Raw genomic sequence first — 22,057 nt, forward strand, 5'->3', positions numbered from 1 at the left:
TGGAGGGATCTAGGTGTTATTCAGTTTAATTGGGTTAGTAGGGGGTCTAACATTACTTATCGTTTTGACGATGCGAGGGTGGAACTTATTAATTTCGACCCCTTTGTGTGCTCTGTTTTTAGCTGTCTTTAGTGGTATTCCATTGTTTCCTCAGCTTGTAGCAGAAGGAGATCCAAACCTTGTCGGAAACTATATGACCGGATTTGCAAATTTTGTCGGTCAATGGTTTTTAATGTTCTTGCTCGGATCAATGTTTGGAAAAGTAATGGAAGATGCACGAGCAGCAGACAGTGTCTCGAAGTTTGTCATTGATAAACTCGGCGTAAAGTATGCGATTGCAGCGATTGTTGCTGCGTGTGCGATTTTAACTTACGGAGGCGTTAGTTTATTCGTCGTAGGTTTTTCCGTATTTCCGTTAGCTTTAAGTTTATTTCGTCAAGGTAATTTACCGAGGCGCTTTATTCCAGCAACTCTTGCTTTTGGTTCAGTGACGTTTACGATGACTTCAGCAGGTTCACCAGAAATTCAAAACTGGATTCCGATGCCGATTTTAGGGACGTCACCTTATGCAGGTTGGCAAGTGAGCTTGATTGTTGCAATTTTTATGATTTTCTTTGGGTATTACCTACTTAAATGGATGGTTAACCGAGCAGTGAGAAAAGGTGAGAAGTTTGATCATCGTCCAGGTGATCCAGAGCCAGTCGAACAAGATTTACCAAGCCCATTGTTATCCGCAATTCCACTTGTTGTTGTGTTAGTCATTGCCTTTTTATTCCATGACACACTGGAACATTCTGCACTCATTATCGCACTTGCGAGTGGTATTTTTACGACTTGGATTTTAAACCGCAAATACTTAACGGATGTCTGGGGATCTGCTTCAAAAGGAACAATGGGTGCTTTGCTTGCGATCACGAATACTGCAGCCGTTGTTGGGTTTGGTGCAGTCGCACAAGCGACACCTGCGTTTAGTGCAGCGGTTGATATTGTGACTGGCTTTGATGGGAACCCGCTTATTGGTGCAGCCATTGCCGTCGGAGTTATTGCTGGTCTTACAGGATCATCTTCAGGAGGGCAACAAATTGCATTGCCGCTTATTGCTCCTCATTATCTTGATGCAGGTGTGAACCCAGAAGCATTGCACCGTGTTGTTGCGATTTCATCTGGTGCATTGGATACACTGCCACACGGCGGCTACGTTGTAACGACGATTCGAGCTATTTGTGGTGAATCACACCGCGTTGCGTATGGACCGCTAGCGATGGTTACAGTACTTGTCCCAATCATTGGAGTAATTCTTGCAATTATTTTATTCTCCTTTGGACTAGGTATCTAATAACAATAATAAAGGAAGGCGATATTATGACATCATTAGAAAACCGCGTTGCGATCATTACAGGAGCAGCAAATGGATTAGGTCTAGAAATTGCAAAATCCTATGTTAACGCTGGAGCGAAAGTTGTGCTTAGTGATTTGAACGAAGAAGTATTGCAAACAAGAGTTCAAGAGTTTAAACAAGATGGGTACGAAGTGATGGGGATTACGTGTAATGTTCAAAGTGAAGCAGACATTACACGTACAGTGCAAGAGACGATGACGACGTTTGGTCGAATCGATATTCTCGTCAACAACGCGGGAATGCAATATGTTTCATCGGTTGAGACGTTCCCAACGGTAACGTTTGAACGAATGATTGATATTATGCTTACTGGGCCTTTCCGCTTTATTAAAGAAGTGTTCCCAATCATGAAAGAACAACAATACGGACGTATTATTAATATGGCAAGTATTAACGGATTGATTGGCTATGCGGGGAAATCAGCTTACAATAGCGCAAAACATGGATTAATTGGTTTAACGAAAGTAACCGCTCTTGAAGGAGCAGCAGATGGGATTACCGTTAACGCTCTTTGTCCTGGTTATGTACGTACTGATCTTGTTCAAAAACAATTAGATGACTTATCAAAAGAACGTGGCGTCAGTGAAGAGCAAGTGTTAGAAGACGTCTTTTACCCGCTCATTCCGCAACGACGATTGTTAGAAACCGAGGAGATTGCCGATTATGCTCTCTTTTTAGCTCGTGAGCAATCTAAAGGCATTACCGGTCAAGCAAATACGATTGACGGCGGCTATACGGTTCAATAGCCTCGTGTTTTGTAAAGGAGAGAGGACCATTGAAACAAGTAACTGTTATTGGTTCAGGAGTGATGGGTCATGGCATTGCCCAGCTGGTAGCACAAGCAAATGTACCCGTCGTTCTCACTGACGTTTATGAATCATCATTAGAAAAAGCCACAGAACTAATAACTGCAAATTTGGCAATGCAAGTTGAACAACAAGCGATTAGCGAGAGTGAGAAAGAGCGGACGCTCATGACATTGTCAACATCGACGGATGTAATACAATCCGCTTCTAACAGTGATCTCGTGATTGAAGCCATTTCTGAGAAACTAGATTTAAAACATGAATTGTATGAAAAACTTGAAGAAGCGATTTCAAAGGAAACAATTATCGCATCGAACACCTCAACATTTTCACTTGAAGCATTAACGAAAAACGTCGCGCACCCTGAACGATTTATCGTGACGCACTTTTTTAACCCTGCTCAATTCGTTCCGCTTGTTGAAGTCGTCAAAGGCAATAAAACGACCGAAGATGTTGCGAAACGTGTGATGAACTTTATGGAGCAGGTTGGCAAACGGCCAATTTTACTTCAAAAGGATGTCCCTGGTTTTATTGCCAATCGGTTGCAAGCCGCCCTCGTTCGTGAAGCGTTTCATTTGTTAGAAGAAGGTGTTGCAGATGCAAGAAGTATTGATCTTGCAGTGACAGAAGGACCTGGCTTACGTTGGGGCTTTTCGGGTCCTCTTGAAACGGCAGACTTTGGAGGACTTGATATTTGGAAGAGTGTCGTGGAGAACTTGGCGCCTGAGCTTTCAGCAAAACAACAAGTACCATCGTTTATTGATGCGGCGATTGAAAATGGGAACTTAGGAACCAAAACGAGCAAAGGCATCTACTCGTATTCAGATGAAGTGATTCAATCGAGACTCGTGGAGCGAGATGAATATCTGCTGAAGATGAGTAAGGTGAGACAATAACAGCTTCACAACGGTTTATTGTTTATTTAATTAGGATGACACACTTTTTATGTCGAGGTTATATAACCAAGCTTAAATAAAATGGGAAAATTTTAAAATGCATTATTCGTTAGGTAGAAAAAATAGATAAATTCTCTTCATTGATTGTATTAAGTTAGTAATTTTATTGACTGGAAGGCTCAGATGCTAGAAACATGGATGTGGCGGCTAAACGACTACAAGAGTCAATCAACGGCTAATAGATTTTTTTATCTAATCCTAATCTAACGAAGCCGACTGAAAAGAAGCTATAAAAATAAACGAGTTTCTCCGGAAGCTCGTTTAATTCTTAAATTCAAAAAGTAGAAGACATCCAGCTTGCTGAAGAAAAAGGATTGAGGGCACCCTTTGACGAGAAAAGGACGACCAATGGATAGACGAATTTCTGTATTACAATACAACTGGTGCAATGGTGGAAGAGGAGCTAACTACAGAGTGCCGCAAGTGAATTTTATGAAATTCATATACAAAGTAATGTATAATGAAAGTTAAACTAGCAGAGCGAACCCTAAGCGAACATAAAATCCCTAGCTGACCCGCACCAACTTTTTGGTCAATTGTGATAAACTATGTAATAGATAGAGGGATTGTCTTGTGCAAAATAACACAAGAAGATTGAATATGCAGACAATATAATGGTTATAGTATAATTATAAGCTATAATCGCAGTCGCACCCTGCGTGGGTGCGTGGATTGAAATGTAAGTCCATCCATGTAATTATTGGATGAAATATGTCGCACCCTGCGTGGGTGCGTGGATTGAAATCATTATATGACTAATGTCATGAAAACCGCTACAGTCGCACCCTGCGTGGGTGCGTGGATTGAAATTTGTGCGGTGAAGAGTTTGATTTTCACCCTGAATTGTCGCACCCTGCGTGGGTGCGTGGATTGAAATAGAAACACCTTCGGTATCGACCGCCAATATGGAAGTCGCACCCCGTGCGGGTGCGTGGATTGAAATGATGTACCTGACTGTTCCACGGTCATTATGCTAAGGTCGCACCCCGCGTGGGTGCGTGGATTGAAATTAATCACTATGTTGAATCAGGAGAAGACAGCTTTGGTCGCACCCCGTGTGGGTGCGTGGATTGAATTTGGCACTTGGAGTACCTCAGCGGAATGGAACGGGTCGCACCCCGTGCGGGTGCGTGGATTGAAATACCTTCTTCAAAACTTCCCGAGACAGGCATCGCGTCGCACCCCGCGTAGGTGTGTTTGTACCTGTCATTCTGCACTCCAGTTTGCTCTTTTTAACGAAATTAGCGCCGAGTACGCAAAACTTGATCGCAGTTTGTCCCAACTAGAGCGCAGATTCTAAGGAGAAGAGTGCCAACGACCGTCGCCCCCGCCGCCGGGAGCCGAAACGAAAACGAGTGCGCTCTCCCATCGGCCCCCCACCCGCCGACAGCAACTAGCGTAACCATAACGAAAATAACCCCCGTGCTAACGTCGGAACAGAGACGCTAGCACGGGGGTTTGCATTTATGTGTCGAGCTGCAAGTGGGTGGCGAGTTCTTCGTGGACGCGTTGGATTTCGGCGTCGGGGACTTCGAGGTAGTAGATGTCGTCGATGCGTGTGCCTTCGCCGGTTAAGGTGAGCTGTTCGATATTGTGGCGGCTCGCTTGATAGCCGGCGAGGTCGGTGATGTCGCCAAACTCTAAATTCGTGCGGACGTTGTCTCCAACGGAGCTCACAATCGTGCCGATATTTGTAATAGAAGAAAGTGAGGCGGCTTCACTCAACACCGCTTCGATCACTTCGCGTTGGCGGTTGTTCCGGCCGAAGTCGCCCTGTGGGTCGTCGAATCGCATGCGCACGTAAGCGAGCGCTTCGTCGCCGTCGAGCTCAAGCTCGCCTTCACTGAATTCATGCGCGTCCATGTCAAACGCGAAATCATTGTCGACAGTAACGCCACCGACCGCATCCACCATGTCACGGAAACCATTCATATTAATCGTAGCGACGTAATCAATCGGGATGTCGAGCAGGTTCTCTACCGACTGCATCGCCATCTCCGCACCGCCGAAGGCGTGCGCGTGATTGATCTTATCCTGCGTGCCACGTCCGACAATTTCAGTGCGCGTATCTCTAGGGATACTTAACATTTTCATTGATTCATCTTCACCGTTGACGGTGACGACGATCATCGTGTCCGTTCGTCCCGAGATTTCTTCATCTTCGCGGTCATCGGTCCCGAGCAGCAGAAAGGATACGGGTTCTTTCGCGTCAATGTTGACGGGCTCTGGGCGATAGAGCGAAGGTTCGACTCGTTCCAAAGTGTTCATTTCATTCGCCGTTGTGGAGAAAGTAGAATACACATAAAATGCGAATCCTCCCGCAGCGACGAGGAATACACCGAGCACGGACCCTAAAACAATGAATAAACGTTTCATACTTTTTCACCTTTTCTTGAAATATGTAGTAAATTATTCGTGAATAATTAAGCTCATCATATTGTCTAAATCTGTCATAAAAGGTATACTTTCTATATCGTTTTTCATTCTACCAAAAATTTTCATAATTAGGTAACTTTTTTTCAGGGGGGCATTATGGAGGAGACGATTAGCCTTCAAGAGATTTTTGCAACCATTAAGAAGCGGTTGCTTATGATTTTCCTTATTACTTTCGTAGCAGTCGGCTTGAGTGGGGTAGTTAGCTACTTTGTGCTCACGCCTGAGTATGAAGCCTCAACGCAACTGCTCGTGAATCAAGAGACCGACAGTCAGACACCGGTGAATGTGAATGACTTACGGACGAACGTTGAACTGATCAATACATATAGCGTCATCATGACGAGCCCGGCGATATTGGATCTCGTCATCAACGAGTTAGGTTTGCAACAATCGGTTAGCGATCTACAGGATAAGATTACGGTCAGTTCTGAAGGGGATTCGCAAGTGGTGTCGGTTTCGGTGCAACATGAGAGCCCGGCGAGTGCGATCACGATCGCAAACACAGTCGCGAACACGTTTGAAGCGGAAATACCGAGCATTATGAATATTGACAATGTGAGCATTTTGTCCGTTGCCGGGCCCGAGCAAGTTCAGTCGCCCGTGTCACCACAACCGCTTTTAAACATGGCGATTGCGTTTGTTGTTGGAATGATGGCAGCGATTGGCCTTGCCTTCTTGCTAGAGTACTTGGACAACACAATTAAAAATCAATCAGACATAGAAGATCAACTCGGACTGCCTTTACTCGGTGTCATTCCAGTTTTCAATGAAGATGATGAGCGGGTAGACGCTGAGACCGCGACAAGAAAGGAGCGAACGCGTCGTGTTGAAGAGAAAATCACCTAAGAAAGCGAATCGTCGTAGAAGTATTATTACGAGAGATCAACCGCGGTCGCCGATCTCTGAGCAGTTTCGCACCATTCGTACGAACATCCAATACGCCGCCGTTGATGACGTAATGCAAGTCGTCATGGGTACGTCCGCTGGCCCTGGCGATGGCAAAACGACCGTGAATACGAACCTTGCCGTGACGATGAGCCAACAAGGTGGGCGTGTCTTGCTCATTGACGCCGACATGCGCAAACCGACGATGCACTACTCCTTCGGTGTGCCGAACCATCGCGGCTTAAGTTCAGTGATCACTCACCAAAGCAGCTTATCCCAAGCAATCCAACCAACCAATGTTGACGATTTGGACGTGCTCACGTGTGGCCCGATCCCACCGAATCCATCCGAGTTACTTAGTTCAAAGACGATGACGATGATGATGACCGAAGCGCGAAGCCTGTATGACTACATTGTGATCGACACACCTCCCGTTATTGCCGTCACCGATGCCCAAATCATTGCCGGACTGAGTGACGGGGCGATGCTTATCGTCAGTAGTGGAGAAACAGAAATTGACGATGGAAAGAAAGCAGTCGAGCGACTCGCGCAAAGCGGCGTGAAAATGCTCGGTGCCGTCTTAAATCGACAAGCACGTACAGGGAAACAATATGCGTATTATTACGGCAGCTAGAACTAATGGCTAATTATTAGTTCTATTGTGAAAAAATGGTTGTATTTTCCTAGTATATTGTTACAATAGATACATCCAAGTGGATCGCAAAGGAGATGCACACGATTATGATTGACATTCACTGTCATATTTTGCCAGGTATCGATGACGGATCTCCTCATTTACAGGAAAGTATTTCCATGGCGAAAGATGCGGTGAGGAGCGGCATCCACACGATGGTTGCCACACCTCATCATCGGCTAAGACACTACGAGAATTCTCGGGAGAAAGTGTTACAACGAGTGGAAGACTTTAATCGCCGATTATTTAATGAAGACGTCAACTTGACCGTGTTACCGGGGCAAGAAACACGGATTTATGGCGATATGTTAGAAGGGGTTTACGAGAAAGAATTACTCACGTTAAACGACGGAGACAAGTACTTGTTCGTCGAACTGCCTGGCGAGCAAATACCCACATATACGAGTCAACTGCTATATAACGTTTTGCAAAGTGGCATCACACCGATCGTTGTGCACCCAGAACGAAACAGCGCGATTCGAGCGAAGCCGAACTGGTTGTATGACATCGTAAATAGTGGCGTCGCCACCCAACTGACAGCCGGCAGCCTCACTGGTGAGTTCGGAAAAGCAACGAAGCAATTTGCAAATTCATTGATCGAGCATGAACTTGTACACTTTATCGCATCAGATACACACGGCATGAAACGACGCAAAAACCGATTGCAACAAGCATACAAACAAATCCAAGGCGATTTCGGCGACGAAACCGTTCTTTTCTTTCAAGAAAATGCCGAACTCGCCGTCGCACATCAACATATTATGATGAATGAACCATCTCGAATCAAAAAGAAAAAGGTATTCGGTTTATTTTAAATATAGGAAATTAAACAATTCGGTGATGTCTCCTAACCGTTATCAACGGAGACACTCGGCTGTACTGTGGGTGGACAAACCACCTTAGACAAACTTGTCACTAGTGCGGTGTGAGGAGAGGTTAGATGCCTCTGGGTACAAACCCGAAAAGATAGTGCAGAATAATTGAGCCGTTCCCTGAGTTATTGCGCAGTGTTTTTTCACACGTATTGTATAGAAAAAAGGTGGAGTTAACCATGAGTAGAGTGAAGAAAGCAATCATCCCGGCAGCCGGCTTAGGCACAAGATTCTTACCCGCTACGAAAGCGATGCCTAAAGAAATGCTTCCGATCGTCGATAAACCGACGATCCAATACATCGTCGAAGAAGCCGTCGCCTCAGGAATTGAAGATATCATTATCGTTACCGGCAAAGGAAAACGAGCAATTGAAGATCATTTCGACAATTCATTTGAACTTGAACAAACACTCATCGAAAAAGAAAAATTCGATGTATTGGAAAAAGTACAAGCATCATCGAAAGTAGAAATCCATTACATAAGGCAAAAAGAACCTAAAGGACTCGGTCACGCCGTTTGGTGTGCGCGCAAATTCATTGGCAATGAACCATTTGCCGTTTTGCTCGGAGATGATATCGTCCAAGCCGATACACCGTGTTTAAAGCAACTTATCGACCAGTTTGAGCAAGTCGAAAGATCGGTCATTGGTGTACAGCAAGTCGCAGATGAAGAAACGAGTCGATACGGAATCATTGATCCGTTATCCAAACAGGAGCGGTTATATCAAGTCGCTCAATTTGTTGAAAAGCCACCAGTGGGTTCAGCACCTTCAAACTTAGCCATTATGGGCAGATACATACTCACCCCAGACATCTTTCGCTTTCTCGATCGCCAAGAAACCGGTGCAGGTGGAGAAATTCAGCTAACCGATGCCATCCAAGCATTAAACGAAGAACAACAAGTATACGCCTACGACTTCCAAGGAACCCGCTACGACGTAGGGGAGAAATTGGGCTTTGTGTTAACGCAGATAGAGTTTGCGATGCAGAATGACGAATTGAGAGAAGATTTAATGAAGAAAATGAAAAGCTACCTAGGCAGCGCAAAAAGTTCAGTTCAATAATGGGAGGTATTATTTTGAACACATCGCGTGCGCGAGAAAGTGTATATACGGATAGTGATAATATTTCAATTTCAAAAAATGAAAGTACAATCAAGGATGAAAAAGGGTACATTTTTATGAAAAGAGCTATGGACCTTATTGTTGCATTCATTACCAGTATTATTGTATTTCCAATTGTTTTAGTTATTTTAGCCTGCTATTTATTTGAAGCAAAAAAAGGTCCAGTTTTTTTTAAACAAGAGAGAGCAGGAAAAAATGGTCAAATGTTTATGATTTATAAATTTCGCTCCATGGCAATTGATGCAGAAGATCGTTTAAAGAGAGACACGAATTTATATGAAAAGTATGTTGAAAACAACTACAAAATAGAACCTCAAGAAGATCCCCGAATAACTAAATTAGGAGAATTTTTACGCAAGACTAGTTTAGATGAACTTCCTCAGTTAATCAATGTATTAAAGGGTGAGATGAGCTTAGTTGGACCAAGGCCAGTTGTTAAGCCTGAACTTGAAGAATATGGAGATCACTTAGACAAATTCCTTTCTGTTAAACCTGGGGTCACTGGCTATTGGCAAGTAAGTGGTAGAAGTGACGTTGTTTATCCTGAGAGAATAGATGTAGAGCTTTATTATGTTTATAATCGAAGTCTAAAGCTTGATATAAAAATATTATTTAAGACTTTCTATCAAGTTATAACTCGGAAAGGTGCATATTAATAAAAGTATATACATTTGATTTTTTGAATAATTTAATCTAGCGGGATATTAGGGGATTAAAAAATTGAAAATTAGAGACAATATAACTTTTTTATTATCAAATGCAAGTTTTAGTAGTACCCTCTGGTTGTTAGGTGAAAGAATTTTTAAGATGGCATTAGGGTTCTTGATGTTCGCATTAATAGCTAGGCATTTAGGTCCGGAAAATTTTGGCATTCTAAACTATGCGATTGCATTTGTTACACTAGCCATCTCATTTACATCTTTAGGGCTATCAGGCTTATTAGTTAAGGATCTTGTTAATCATCCACAAGATAGGGATAAATTGTTAGGCAGTGCTTTAACTATGAGGTTTGTAGCAGGCATTGTCGCATTATTAATTATAACAACATTTTTATATGTTACAGAAGATAACATAATAGCACGTACAGTCTTGATAATAATCAGCTTGAGGCTTGTATTGGATTGTCTAGAAGTAATTGATCTCTTTTTCCAATCAATAGTTAAATCGAAGTTTACTGCTATATCAAAAATTATTGCTCTTATAGTCATATTTTTGGTAAATATGACATTAGTTTACATGAACGTTTCGATTATTGGTTTTGCAGTAATAGTTGTAATTGAATTTGTAATTATATATTGTTTGCTTTTTGCATTCTACATATGGAATTTTGGTTCACCCTTAAGATGGAGATTCAATTTTACGTTGTCGAAAAAATTGTTAAAAAGATCATGGCCACTTATAATCTCTGGAGTTGCGGCTATGATTTACTTGAAATCAGATCAAATTATGTTAAGATGGCTTGATTCTGATAGTGCAGTAGGAATATATAGTTCAGCAGTAAGGCTTTCCGAAGTATGGTTTTTTGTTCCAGTAGCAATTGTTACTTCCCAATTCCCCTCTATAATCAATGCAAAAAAACAAGGTATAGAACATTACAATAAAAAACTTCAAGATATATATACGCTGTTATTTTATATGGCTTTATCGTTAGCTATAATCGTAATGTTTATCGGCTCTCCACTTATAAACATCGCATATGGTTCTGAATACTCTGATGGATCCACTATATTAAAAATACATATCTGGACTGCTGTCTTTGTTTTTTTAAGAGCACTACTATCCAAGTGGTTAATTAACGAAGACTTGTATATTTTCTCTTTAGTAAGCCATGGTTTGGGAGCAATTGCAAATATATTTCTTAATCTATGGTTAATACCAATTTATGGAGGTATCGGTGCTGCTGTTGGAACGTTCTTGTCATTTTCAATTTCAACATTATTGTTTACTTTCTTATCTAAAAAGACTAGGGCCGCAGGTATAATGATGATTAGAGCAATTTTAGATCCAGTATTTAGGTTAATTGGATTAATGAAAAAGTAAAAGCATTGAAAATGAATTACAGAGAAAAGAGGAATTAAATTGATTCATAAATATATAACTATTGTTGGGGGAGAACTGTACAATAAAGGCGCCCAAGCAATGACTTTTACAGTAATAAGCGAGTTGGGGAATAAATATCCTAATGCCAAAATCATACTGTTATCATCGATGGATTATAATAGAAGTGAAAATGAAAAAAATATATATAACTTTGAAATCCTTCCGTGGTCAATTAAAGATAAATCCAGAATATTGAGGGGACACGATACAAATCTATCAAAAAAATTAAAGAACTCAATTTTAATGGTAGATATTAGTGGTTTTGCTCTCTCATCTCAAAGAGGATTTAAACCATCTATTCAGTATTTGTTAAATATTAAGATCGCAAAAAAATTCAAATTGCCTATGTATTTATTGCCTCAATCGTTTGGACCATTTAATTATTCAAGAGTCCAAGCTTTTGTAGTAAAAAGTCTCCTAAAAAAATATATTAAGTATCCAAAAATATATGCTCGTGAAGATGCAGGACTTAGTGAAATAAAAAAATATAATTTAAATGCTCAAAGAAGTTATGATATTGTTTTACAGTCAAACAAGAAATATGACTTAGAGAAAATATTTCTTAATGATGCTCAGTCTCAAGTCACTTCAGATACAAGAAAAAATTCTGTAGCTATTATTCCAAACAAAAAATTAGCAGATCATAAGGTGGACATTAATTTAAATAAGATTTATAAAGAATTGGTTGAGAAATTACTAAGTCTTGGTAAAACAGTATATCTAATTTTTCATTCCCCTGAGGACCGTGAGATTTGTGAAAGTATAAAGCAAGATTTTAATAATGATAATAATGTAATATATATAAATCAGGTTGTTGAATGTACAAATGTAGAGACATTCTTAAAAGAAATGGATTTTATAATTGCTTCAAGATACCATTCAATAATACACGCTTATAAAGAATTTACTCCTGCTTTGGTGCTTGGTTGGGCAGTTAAATATAAGGAGTTATTAGAGGCTTTTGGTCAAGAGAGATACTTATTCCAAGTTCAAAATAGCTTTGTAATCAAAGATCTATTGGATAAAGTCGAGGAGCTTGAATTAAATAAGAGTAATGAGAGTAGTAAAATTAAAGTAAGATTAACTGAAATTCAAAAACACAATGTCTTTGATGAAATAAAGATTTAGTTAAGTAAGTGGGTGCGCAAAATTGGAGAAGAAAAACATTGTCTTTTTAAGTCATACAAATATGGGAGGTCCATTTGTTGTAGGCTCTCATCATTATGCTAAGGAGCTTTCCATGAGAGGACATAAAGTATTTCATATTAGTACTCCGGTTACATTATTTCATAAATTAAAAAAGGATAGTATTACAAGGTATAAGATTAGAAACATGAATAAATTGATGGTAGAATCGGATAATTTATTTCAACTAATTCCATATTCTAGAGGTTTACCATGGAAATACTCTCGCTACATATATAATGTTTTTGGTTTAAATTTCCTCACAAAACCTATTGAGCGTAAAATATCTCAACAGGTTAAAGAAATATTTAATAATGAAGAAGTTGATTACTTAATTTTAGACCAACCAATTATGGTTGGTCTAGAAACTGTAATCGAATACAATAAACTTATTTATAGACCTACAGATATATATGAAAAAATAATGGAAGATCGAATTGTAACTGTAGCTGAGAAGAATATTTTAAGTATTTGTGATGGTGTTATAAGTACATCACCTACAGTCGACAAGCATATTAGCCAATTAATTGATAAAAAATTTAAAATTACTCTAGAAAATGCAGGAGAACTTAATCATTTTAAAAAAAAATCACCAATACCAAAAGAATACGAAGAAATAGCTGGTTTTATTGCGGTATATATCGGAGCATTAGATAAACGATTTGATTTTAGTGTAGTTAGCAAATTGGCTTCAAATTATAGCAATCTTACAATAGTTATAATTGGGCCAATTGTTAATGTTAAAGAAGCAGAAAAATTAAAAAAGCACAAAAATGTAAAACTCCTTGGGTCTATTGATTATTCTGAAATACCTTCTTTTCTTCAACACAGTGATGTTGCATTATTGCCACTTAGTGATCATCCTGCGAACCAAGGAAGGAGTCCCATGAAACTTTATGAATATTTAGCTTCTGGGTTACCGGTAGTAAGTAAAAATTTAAATGATTTGAGAGAGCGGAATTTAGATTATGTGTATTTTTATGACAATGTGGAAAGTTTGCATACTCTGATAAGCGATATTTTGAAAGAAAAAATTGATCAGGACAATATAGCAAGTAGCGTCGGAGAAATATCCTGGAGTTCTAACACAAATAAACTTCTGGACTTCATAAATAAATTGTGAGTTGATATTTTTTATGAATAATATTTTAAAGCCCCATGTGATAGTTTTTGTGACCGTAATGTCAAGTTTTATACTATGGTGGCTTCCAATTGATACTCGTAAAGGTTTTCTCATTGAAGAGGATTTGGCAGCTAAATCTATCTTATTAGTACTCTTTTGGTATACTTCGGTAATTTTTTTCGCTTACATAGGTTACTCATTTGGGAAAAAAATAAAACCTATAGAAATGCTGAATAAAAGTAGCTTAATAGTGAATAACTATTTTTATCGTTTTATATCAATTTTAAGTATAATCGGGATTTTGTTTACCTATGTCACTGTAATTGTTAATAATCCTAATTTCATTTTTGATATTTTAGATGCAAATGCTAATCAACTTAAATATACATTATATGACAACTATTCACAGGGACTACATTCTCTTCGGTATTTAACTATAGTAAGTGGGGCATTGGCAATATTGAAATTAATTAAAAGGCAGCAAAGCATTCTTGATTGGATAAACATAGTGGCTGTCCTAATGACTGCACTAGTATCTTCTAGATTAGCAATAGTAATGTTAATGGTTTTACTATTTTGCAGTCTTATTCAGCAAAGAATAAAAGTAAAAAGAGGTATACTTATAACTCTTGGCATTCTTATGTTTTTCGCCTTAACAATTTTTAATTATACTAGAAATGCTAACTTTTACAGAGATCATTATAATATAGAAAATCCTATATTAATGAATTTAGCTGAAATAATGACTTATTTAGGGACTCCCTTCCAAGCTACCTTGGGGGTGCTGAATAACATTGAACATTTTAATAGAACTACGACATTAACTGAACTAATTAGTTTTATCATACCAGAAACGTTTCATGGTTTGCTCGGTATTGAAGTGAATTTCATAAGTACTTATCGATACTTTGTCAATTTAGAAGATGCATTAACTACAAATTCATCGCTAGTTTTATTAGTTGATTCCATTGGCTTCTATTCTTTTTTTATAATAATTTTTACTGTTATTGTATACTCAGTTATTATTGGACATTTTAGTAATTATAGTAATGCACTGGTTTTAATATCGTATATTTTTCTTTATTGTATGTTTGAATTATGGAGGACTTTTTTATTTAACCAAGGAATCGTACACACCTTAGCTATAGGCACAATACTTAGCTATATTTGTGCTCTGATAATCTATTTGATGACAAGAAGTAGAAGTTTGAAAGAGGGATAAAAGATTATGAATGTAACTATAGATGTTAGGATGTTAAATAATTCCGGTATCGGAACTTATTTAAAAAATATTATTCCTTATATAATTCAAGAGGGAATACATATTTCATTAATTGGACAAGAACATGAAATTTCTGAACTTGGCTGGAATGAATTCAAGAATGTTGAAGTGATTGCTTGCGACTTTAATATTTATTCGATCAAAGAACAAATTTCTTTGAAAGAATTTGTTCCAAATTATACAGACCTGTTATGGGTTCCACATTTTAATGTGCCAATAAATTATCGTGGTAAATTACTGGTCACCATTCATGATGTTTTTCACTTAGCTATGGCAAAAAAAGTAGGAGGTTTATTGAAACGATACTATTCAAAAAAACTATATAAAAATGCTGTAGATTCTGCTGATCATATTATAACTGTGTCTGAATTTTCAAGAAAAGAACTATTGCAGCATTTAGCTTTAAGAATTCATGATTCGAAAATTAAAACTATATATAACGGGGTTTCTCCTAGTTGGTTTAAGTTGAATAAAAATATTCAGATTTCAAGTCCTTATATTGTTTTTGTTGGAAATGTAAAGCCACATAAGAATTTAAGAATATTATTAGAGGCATTTGATTTTATAAAAGATCAATTTCAAATAGAATTAGTTATTGTTGGGAAGAAGGATGGCTTTATTAATGGAGATAATAAGCTATTAACTGAACAATTGAAAAAAATGGATGATAAAATTAAATTTACTGGATATGTATCAGATTTTGAAATAAAAAATTATATTAGTAATGCACAATTACTAGTATTTCCGTCATTATATGAAGGCTTTGGCTTGCCTCCATTAGAAGCAATGGCTTCTGGAGTTCCAACAGTAGTTTCTAACGTTGCATCAATGCCAGAAGTTTGTGGTGATGCGACAATTTATTTCAACCCAACTGATTCAGCAGATTTAGCACAGGCCATAGAAAAAGTACTTAATGATAAAAATTTACAAAAGCATTTAATAAATAAGGGAAAAGAAAATGCGTTAAAATTCACTTGGGAAAAAAGTGCTGGAGAACATATAAGTTTATTAAAGGAGCTATGTAAATCGTGAAAGTTGCTATTGTGCATGATTGGCTTACTACTTATGCAGGTTCAGAAAAAGTAGTTGAACAATTATTGAGAATTTATCCTAATGCTGACTTATTTAGTATCGTTGATTTTTTAGATGATAGTCAACGCTCGTTTATTATGAATAAACCTGTGAATACAACATTTATACAAAAATTGCCACTCGCAAAAAGGAGATACCGAAATTATCTTCCTTTAATGCCAATTGCTATTGAACAGCTGGATGTATCAACATATGATTTAATAATTTCAAGTTCTCATGCGGTAGCTAAGGGAATTATTACAGGACCAGATCAACTCCACATATCTTATGTTCATTCGCCAATACGTTACGCTTGGGATCTACAACATCAGTATTTCAAAGACGCTAATCTTAATACTGGATTAAAGGGAATAATTGCAAAAATAATGATGCACTATATGCGGATGTGGGATTATAGAACATCAAACGGAGTTGATTATTTTATATCAAACTCTTTTTTTATTGGGAAGAGGATAAATAAAGTTTATGGTAGAGAATCTACAGTTATTTATCCACCTGTAGATGTATCATCCTTTTCCTTCTATATTCCAAAAGAAGATTTTTATTTAACAGCATCTAGAATGGTACCTTATAAAAAAATGGATTTAATTGTTAAAGCATTCTCAAATATGCCCGATAAAAAGTTGATAGTAATTGGCGATGGACCTGATTTTAATAAAATTAAAGAAACAGCAGCAAGTAATATTGAACTGTTAGGGTATCAATCCTTTGAAAAATTAATTAGTTATATGCAACGTGCAAAAGGCTTTGTGTTTGCTGCTGAGGAGGATTTTGGCATAACACCAGTTGAATCTCAAGCTTGTGGTACACCAGTAATTGCGTATGGGAAAGGGGGGGCCCTTGAAACGGTTAAAAATACTAAAGAATTAAAAACCGGTATCTTCTTTTATAAGCAAGATGTAGAATCTATTAAAAATGCTGTTATAGAATTTGAAAGTCAATCATTTGATTATCTGAAAATACGCGATCATGCATTAAATTTTTCTCCAGATATATTTAAGAGTAAATTTAAAGAATTTGTACTTGAAAAGTATAATCAGATGTAAAGGATGTGTGTAAATGAAAGTAGTACTATTATCCGGTGGTTCAGGTAAACGTCTATGGCCATTATCAAATGACGCTCGCTCTAAGCAATTTCTTAAAGTATTAGAAGATAAAGATGGATTAAATGCTTCAATGGTAGAAAGAGTTTGGGAGCAACTGAAAGGTGTAGAACTTGATAATTCGACGATTATAGCAACGAGCTTTCCTCAAGTTGATATGATTACAAATCAACTTGGACAAAATGTTCCCCTTATTGTTGAACCTGAACGACTTGATACGTTCCCTGCAATTGCTCTTGCAGCAGTTTATTTGTATTCAGTGCAGGGAGTGAGTCTTGAAGAAGTTGTAACTGTTCTTCCTGTAGATCCTTATGTTGATGATGCGTTTTTTCATAAGGTTAAAGAACTTGAAGAATTATTAAATAATACAAACGCGCAATTAGGTTTAATTGGCGTTCAGCCTACATATCCTTCTTCTAAATATGGGTATATTGTTCCTGAAGAAACAAAACAAGCTCATGTTGAAGTTAGCCATTTTCAAGAAAAACCAACTGAAGAAAAAGCTGAACACTTGTTATCTTTCAATGCTCTTTGGAACACTGGAGTCTTTGCTTTTAAGCTAGATACTATTATTAACCTACTAGTCGATAAAGGATTACCTATTAATTATAGTGAACTATTAAATCGTTATAGTGAATTACCGAAGATCAGTTTTGATTATGAAGTAGTTGAAAAATTAAATCATATCGTTGCATTACCTTATGCAGGGGATTGGAAAGACCTAGGAACGTGGAATACATTAACGGAAGAAATGGCAACTACCGTTTTGGGTAAAGGGGTTATTAGTTCGGATTCTACTAACACGCACATCATTAATGAGCTTGATGTACCAGTCGCTGCGTTGGGTTTAAATGACATTGTCATAGCTGCTAGCCCTGATGGTATACTCGTGACTGATAAATCGGCTAGTCCACGTATTAAAGAGTTGTTAAAAGGTTTTGAGCAGCGTCCGATGTTTGAGGAGCGCAGATGGGGATGGTACCGAGTTGTAGATTCAGCTAGTTATGAAGATGGACAAGAGATGTTAACGAAGCGTATATGTGTAATTGCTGGGAAAAATTTAAGTTATCAATATCACGAATCAAGAAGCGAGGTATGGACAATTGTAAAAGGGGAAGGTGAGTTTGTACTCGATGACAAAATTATACCTGTAGCAGCTGGTGATGTATTGCGCATTCCAGCTAGAGCAAAGCACGGTGTTAAGGCGTTATCAGAACTGGAATTTATTGAAGTACAAACTGGGTTTAATTTAGTTGAAGAGGACAATTATCGTGTTTTTGAAATTTGGGATGATATCGTAAACCATTGTTCAGTGGTGCGGAACTAAAAGTTATAAATAACTGAAGAATTAAACATAATATTCAATAATTTATAGAGATGCTCAAGTGAGTATTTTTTTAATGGACGAAACTGCTTTAACATCGAAGAAATGAAAGTAGCAAAGCTAAATTATTTTTCAGTAGGCCGTAGCTCAGTAATTACGGAAAAGAATATCGCATTATAGACAACACTCGTTGCCAAGTACACGATAAGGCGACGGTTTTTTATTTTCTATAGAGAAGAGGTGGGTCATGGCTATTTTAGTTACTGGCGGTGCGGGCTTTATCGGTTCTCATACGGTGAAGCACTTTACTGATTTGGGAGAGGAGGTCATTGTTGTAGATAATCTTCACACTGGGCATAGGGGTTCTTTAAGCAATGAAATATTCTATGAGTTGGATATTCGAGATACTGCTGCTTTAGAACACGTGTTTAATCAACACCCTATAGAGGCGGTGATACATTTTGCAGCGAGCTCATTGGTTGGTGAAAGTGGTCAACACCCTCACGAGTATTATCATAATAATGTGTACGGCACGATGTGCTTGTTAGATGTGATGAGGCGGAACGACGTCAATTGGATCGTATTCTCATCGACGGCGGCTACGTATGGAGATCCTGAAAGGATTCCGATTAAGGAGCAAGACGTGACTTCACCTACGAACACGTATGGTGAGACGAAATTAACGATGGAGAAGATGATGAAGTGGTACGACCACGCTTATGGATTGAAGTACGTATCACTTCGGTATTTTAATGCTGCTGGGGCACACCCAAGTGGTGCAATCGGTGAACGCCATGACCCAGAAACACACCTGATTCCTTTAATTCTAGAAGTTCCTAATAATCAAAGGGAGAAAGTGTACATCTTTGGCGATCGCTATCCGACGAAGGATGGCACGTGTATTCGAGATTACGTTCATGTCATGGATCTGGCGTCGGCGCATCATGACGCGTTGAACTACTTGCGTGCGGGGAAAGAGAGCGATATATTCAATCTCGGCAACGGTAACGGCTATTCAGTGAAGGAAGTCATTGCCATGGCCCGAGAAGTTACCGGCCACCCGATCCCAGCAGAAGTTAAAGAACGCCGAGACGGCGACCCTGCACAACTCATCGCCTCATCAGAAAAAGCGAAACAGATGTTAGGCTGGGAGCCCCGATACGGATCGCTCAGGAAAATTATAGAGGACGCGTGGAAGTGGCATAGTGGGGAGGGGGCGGGTAAAAAAGTGTCTACAATCTCCGAGCGGCTCTATAACGTGCGATTGGCTATCTCAAAAAGTTCTTTTAAATGAACAAAATTTGCTACTGTACGGAAAAACGATCGAAGGTGCATTTCGACCTTGTTCACTTTCTCTACTATGTTGCGAAACTCGCTTGTAATCGTCTTAATGAGCTACAATGGGTTAATGATTTTTAAAGCCATCGATATACATTTGGCTCCTTTATGCTCTTTAAGAAAAGAGGTTATCAAATCTGATCAGTCTATTAAATAAGAAATAGAATTATTGAATTAGTTAAATTAGTCAACAAGTTGATATTATCATTAGAGGGTTCGTAAATATAGAATAGAAACGAAAGAATTTACAAAATTCACGACAAATTATGCTATATGTAGTGAGTATGAAACGCAGTCCTAATGCAATAGAAACAAGCCAATATCAAAATAAAATCAACTAGGAGGAAGTTGACGTATGAATAAAGAACTGCAAGATTTGTTGCTTTCAAAAGAAAAATACATAGTTGAGAACGCTCTTAACAAAAACTTAGTGGGACATTTAGCGCGAAATTACGACACTGAACTTTTAAACACCCTTCAATCAAACAAGAAGTTAAGCGCCCATTTTTTCTCTTCGACCAATGGAGGTCTTATTTTTAAGGTTGAGGTTTTTCTTCAGTTCTTGAATAACAAGGCATTTTTGCCTGATAGCTATACAAATTATAAGCAAAAAATTGGACTAGGATATAAAGGTGAGGCTGATTTATTTTCTCAAAATAAACAAATTGTTCTTAACTGGCCTTACAAAGATTGTATTCTTGAAGGTGGGCAGAATAAAGAAGATGCGAGAAGAGAAGAAATGTTTTTTAATGAGGTTTTGTCACCAACAGAGGTGACAAGGTTAATGGAACCAAAAGCTTTCTCAAATTTCACTTTACATGATTCGACAGGCGTTTCCAAAGTAGAAAAAGTTTCAGGTAATGAAAATTTAATTATAAAAGGCAACAATCTAGTAGCGCTGTCTAGCCTAAAAGAAAAATTCGCAGGAAAAATTAAATTGATCTATATCGATCCACCATATTATTTCAATGGTAGTAAACCTGAGGATACTTTTAGATACAATTCAAATTTTAAATTATCAACTTGGTTGGTTTTTATGAAAAATCGTCTAGAATTTGCAAAGGAGTTACTGTCAGAGGATGGTGCAATTTTTGCTCAAATTAGTGATGATGGTGTTGCAGAACTACATTTGTTGATGAAGGAGATTTTTAACACACCAACAACCAACAATTTCATTAATAAGATTACGGTGAAAACAAAATCACCTTCAGGTTTTAAGAGTGTTAATCCTGGAGTTTTTGAAACAGCAGAATATATTATTGGCTTTGCAAAAAATAAATCTAAGTGGACATATAATCGCCAATATGTTGAAGCGAGCTACGATGATAACTATAAATGGGTAGTAACCAATAAAGACGATGATTTTAAAAATTGGAATATAAGTAACATTAAAGATGTCATCGCTAATGATTTAGGTTTGACGTTACAAGAATTTAAAAAAAATTATAATAAGAAGTTAATTTTAGGGATGATGGCTGAATATGCCCTAAAAAATTCAGATAAAGTATTTCGACTAGTTACAATAAATGATAATGCAGGGGCAAAAGTAAAAAAAGTCAGAGATGAATCGAAATTAATCCCCAATGAAACCTTTATAGTAAGAAGAAAGGATCAATATGATGTATATGTATATAAAGGTCAAGAAATGGCGTTTTATCAGAAAAAAATTAGAGATATAAATGGTGAAATGGTGCCTAGTGTCCAGGCAACAAATATGTGGATAGACACACCATATGAAGGGATTGCAAAAGAAGGAAAAGTAGATCTAAAAAGTGGAAAAAAACCTGAGAAACTTCTCAAGCGGATTATTGAGATGGGAACTGACTCTGAGAACGATATAGTCATGGATTTCTTTTTAGGTAGTGGTACAACGTGTGCGGTTGCCCATAAACTTGGTCGTAGATATATTGGTATTGAGCAATTAGATTATATCAAAGAACTTGCCATCCCCCGACTGGAATCAGTTATAAATGGAGAAAAAAGTGGTGTTTCTAAGATACAGGAATGGACTGGAGGTGGTTCATTTATTTACTGTGAAATTAAGAATGATGCAAAGAAATTTGTTGATAGAATTGAAGTGGCAACTGACGATAGTGGGCTACTTGAACTATTTGAATTAGCGAAGAAATCCTCTTTTATTTCATATAGAGTGAATCCAAAAAAAATGAAGTCTTTAGAATTCAATAGACTATCATTTGCAGAAAAAAAGCAATTACTATGCGAAATCATCGATAATAATAACTTGTATGTGAATTATTCTGATATTGAGGACCAGTCGTATGGTATTAGTGCCGAAGACAGATTGTTAAACCGCCAATTCTACGGAGGTGAAAAGTAG

At 37.8% G+C, this 22,057-nt stretch carries 18 protein-coding genes and 1 CRISPR repeat array; of the genes, 17 read left to right on the top strand and 1 reads right to left on the bottom strand.

Annotation, left to right across the window (positions count from 1 at the left end):
- Window positions 1-13 precede the first annotated feature (13 nt).
- From ACE1TF_RS05055 to ACE1TF_RS05065, 3 genes are read left to right on the top strand one after another with little or no spacing between them, the layout of a single operon-like run.
- Window positions 14-1,336 (top strand): GntP family permease, encoded by a 1,323-nt coding sequence (locus tag ACE1TF_RS05055; RefSeq protein ID WP_375014818.1) that lies wholly within the window; start codon window positions 14-16, stop codon window positions 1,334-1,336.
- A 26-nt stretch (window positions 1,337-1,362) separates the two neighbouring features.
- The gene (locus ACE1TF_RS05060) at window positions 1,363-2,145 is read left to right on the top strand and encodes a 3-hydroxybutyrate dehydrogenase (RefSeq protein ID WP_042403877.1); all 783 of its coding nucleotides are present in this window, start codon (window positions 1,363-1,365) and stop codon (window positions 2,143-2,145) included.
- A 29-nt stretch (window positions 2,146-2,174) separates the two neighbouring features.
- Window positions 2,175-3,101 (top strand): 3-hydroxyacyl-CoA dehydrogenase family protein, encoded by a 927-nt coding sequence (locus ACE1TF_RS05065; RefSeq protein WP_375014821.1) that lies wholly within the window; start codon window positions 2,175-2,177, stop codon window positions 3,099-3,101.
- Window positions 3,102-3,808: 707 nt separating this feature from the next.
- A CRISPR array of direct repeats spans window positions 3,809-4,303; the repeat unit is 32 nt; unit sequence GTCGCACCCTGCGTGGGTGCGTGGATTGAAAT.
- 322 nt (window positions 4,304-4,625) lie between these two features.
- On the opposite strand, the gene ACE1TF_RS05070 is transcribed toward ACE1TF_RS05065, so the two are convergent.
- Window positions 4,626-5,537, bottom strand: a complete 912-nt coding sequence (locus ACE1TF_RS05070; RefSeq protein ID WP_375014823.1) for an LCP family glycopolymer transferase — start codon at window positions 5,535-5,537, stop codon at window positions 4,626-4,628.
- A 156-nt stretch (window positions 5,538-5,693) separates the two neighbouring features.
- Between ACE1TF_RS05070 and ACE1TF_RS05075 the strand changes: the two genes are divergently transcribed.
- The 14 genes from ACE1TF_RS05075 (at window position 5,694) to ACE1TF_RS05140 (ending at window position 22,057) form a co-directional block, all read left to right on the top strand.
- Window positions 5,694-6,443, top strand: coding sequence for a YveK family protein (locus tag ACE1TF_RS05075; RefSeq protein WP_375014825.1), 750 nt, complete (start codon window positions 5,694-5,696; stop codon window positions 6,441-6,443).
- A complete protein-coding gene (locus ACE1TF_RS05080; RefSeq protein ID WP_375014827.1) occupies window positions 6,421-7,116 on the top strand; it encodes a CpsD/CapB family tyrosine-protein kinase in 696 nt (231 codons plus the stop codon). Before ACE1TF_RS05075 ends, ACE1TF_RS05080 begins: the two co-directional genes overlap by 23 nt.
- Before the next feature lie 107 nt (window positions 7,117-7,223).
- Window positions 7,224-7,991 (top strand): tyrosine-protein phosphatase, encoded by a 768-nt coding sequence (locus tag ACE1TF_RS05085; protein WP_375014829.1) that lies wholly within the window; start codon window positions 7,224-7,226, stop codon window positions 7,989-7,991.
- A 236-nt stretch (window positions 7,992-8,227) separates the two neighbouring features.
- Window positions 8,228-9,112 (top strand): UTP--glucose-1-phosphate uridylyltransferase GalU, encoded by an 885-nt coding sequence (gene galU / locus ACE1TF_RS05090; protein ID WP_375014831.1) that lies wholly within the window; start codon window positions 8,228-8,230, stop codon window positions 9,110-9,112.
- 116 nt (window positions 9,113-9,228) lie between these two features.
- Window positions 9,229-9,828 (top strand): sugar transferase, encoded by a 600-nt coding sequence (locus tag ACE1TF_RS05095; RefSeq protein WP_375014927.1) that lies wholly within the window; start codon window positions 9,229-9,231, stop codon window positions 9,826-9,828.
- 64 nt (window positions 9,829-9,892) lie between these two features.
- Window positions 9,893-11,212, top strand: a complete 1,320-nt coding sequence (locus tag ACE1TF_RS05100; protein ID WP_375014833.1) for a flippase — start codon at window positions 9,893-9,895, stop codon at window positions 11,210-11,212.
- Between the two features lie 39 nt (window positions 11,213-11,251).
- Entirely contained in the window at window positions 11,252-12,400 is a 1,149-nt protein-coding gene (locus ACE1TF_RS05105; protein WP_375014835.1) for a polysaccharide pyruvyl transferase family protein, read from the top strand.
- A gap of 22 nt (window positions 12,401-12,422) precedes the next feature.
- Complete coding sequence (locus tag ACE1TF_RS05110) at window positions 12,423-13,580, top strand: glycosyltransferase (RefSeq protein ID WP_375014837.1); 1,158 nt, start codon at window positions 12,423-12,425, stop codon at window positions 13,578-13,580.
- Between the two features lie 13 nt (window positions 13,581-13,593).
- On the top strand, window positions 13,594-14,802 hold the full coding sequence (locus ACE1TF_RS05115; RefSeq protein ID WP_375014839.1) for a hypothetical protein: 1,209 nt from the start codon (window positions 13,594-13,596) through the stop codon (window positions 14,800-14,802).
- Window positions 14,803-14,808: 6 nt separating this feature from the next.
- Window positions 14,809-15,894: a glycosyltransferase family 4 protein gene (locus tag ACE1TF_RS05120; RefSeq protein ID WP_375014841.1), complete on the top strand. Its 1,086-nt coding sequence runs from the start codon at window positions 14,809-14,811 to the stop codon at window positions 15,892-15,894.
- On the top strand, window positions 15,891-17,000 hold the full coding sequence (locus ACE1TF_RS05125) for a glycosyltransferase family 4 protein (protein ID WP_375014843.1): 1,110 nt from the start codon (window positions 15,891-15,893) through the stop codon (window positions 16,998-17,000). The genes ACE1TF_RS05120 and ACE1TF_RS05125 overlap by 4 nt, the downstream gene beginning before the upstream one ends.
- Before the next feature lie 13 nt (window positions 17,001-17,013).
- Window positions 17,014-18,384 (top strand): sugar phosphate nucleotidyltransferase, encoded by a 1,371-nt coding sequence (locus tag ACE1TF_RS05130; protein WP_375014845.1) that lies wholly within the window; start codon window positions 17,014-17,016, stop codon window positions 18,382-18,384.
- Between the two features lie 244 nt (window positions 18,385-18,628).
- Entirely contained in the window at window positions 18,629-19,675 is a 1,047-nt protein-coding gene (galE, locus tag ACE1TF_RS05135) for a UDP-glucose 4-epimerase GalE (protein ID WP_375014847.1), read from the top strand.
- 399 nt (window positions 19,676-20,074) lie between these two features.
- Window positions 20,075-22,057: a DNA methyltransferase gene (locus ACE1TF_RS05140; protein ID WP_375014849.1), complete on the top strand. Its 1,983-nt coding sequence runs from the start codon at window positions 20,075-20,077 to the stop codon at window positions 22,055-22,057.

This window comes from Geomicrobium sp. JSM 1781026, from assembly GCF_041949955.1.
GTDB lineage: Bacteria > Bacillota > Bacilli > Bacillales > Marinococcaceae > Geomicrobium_A.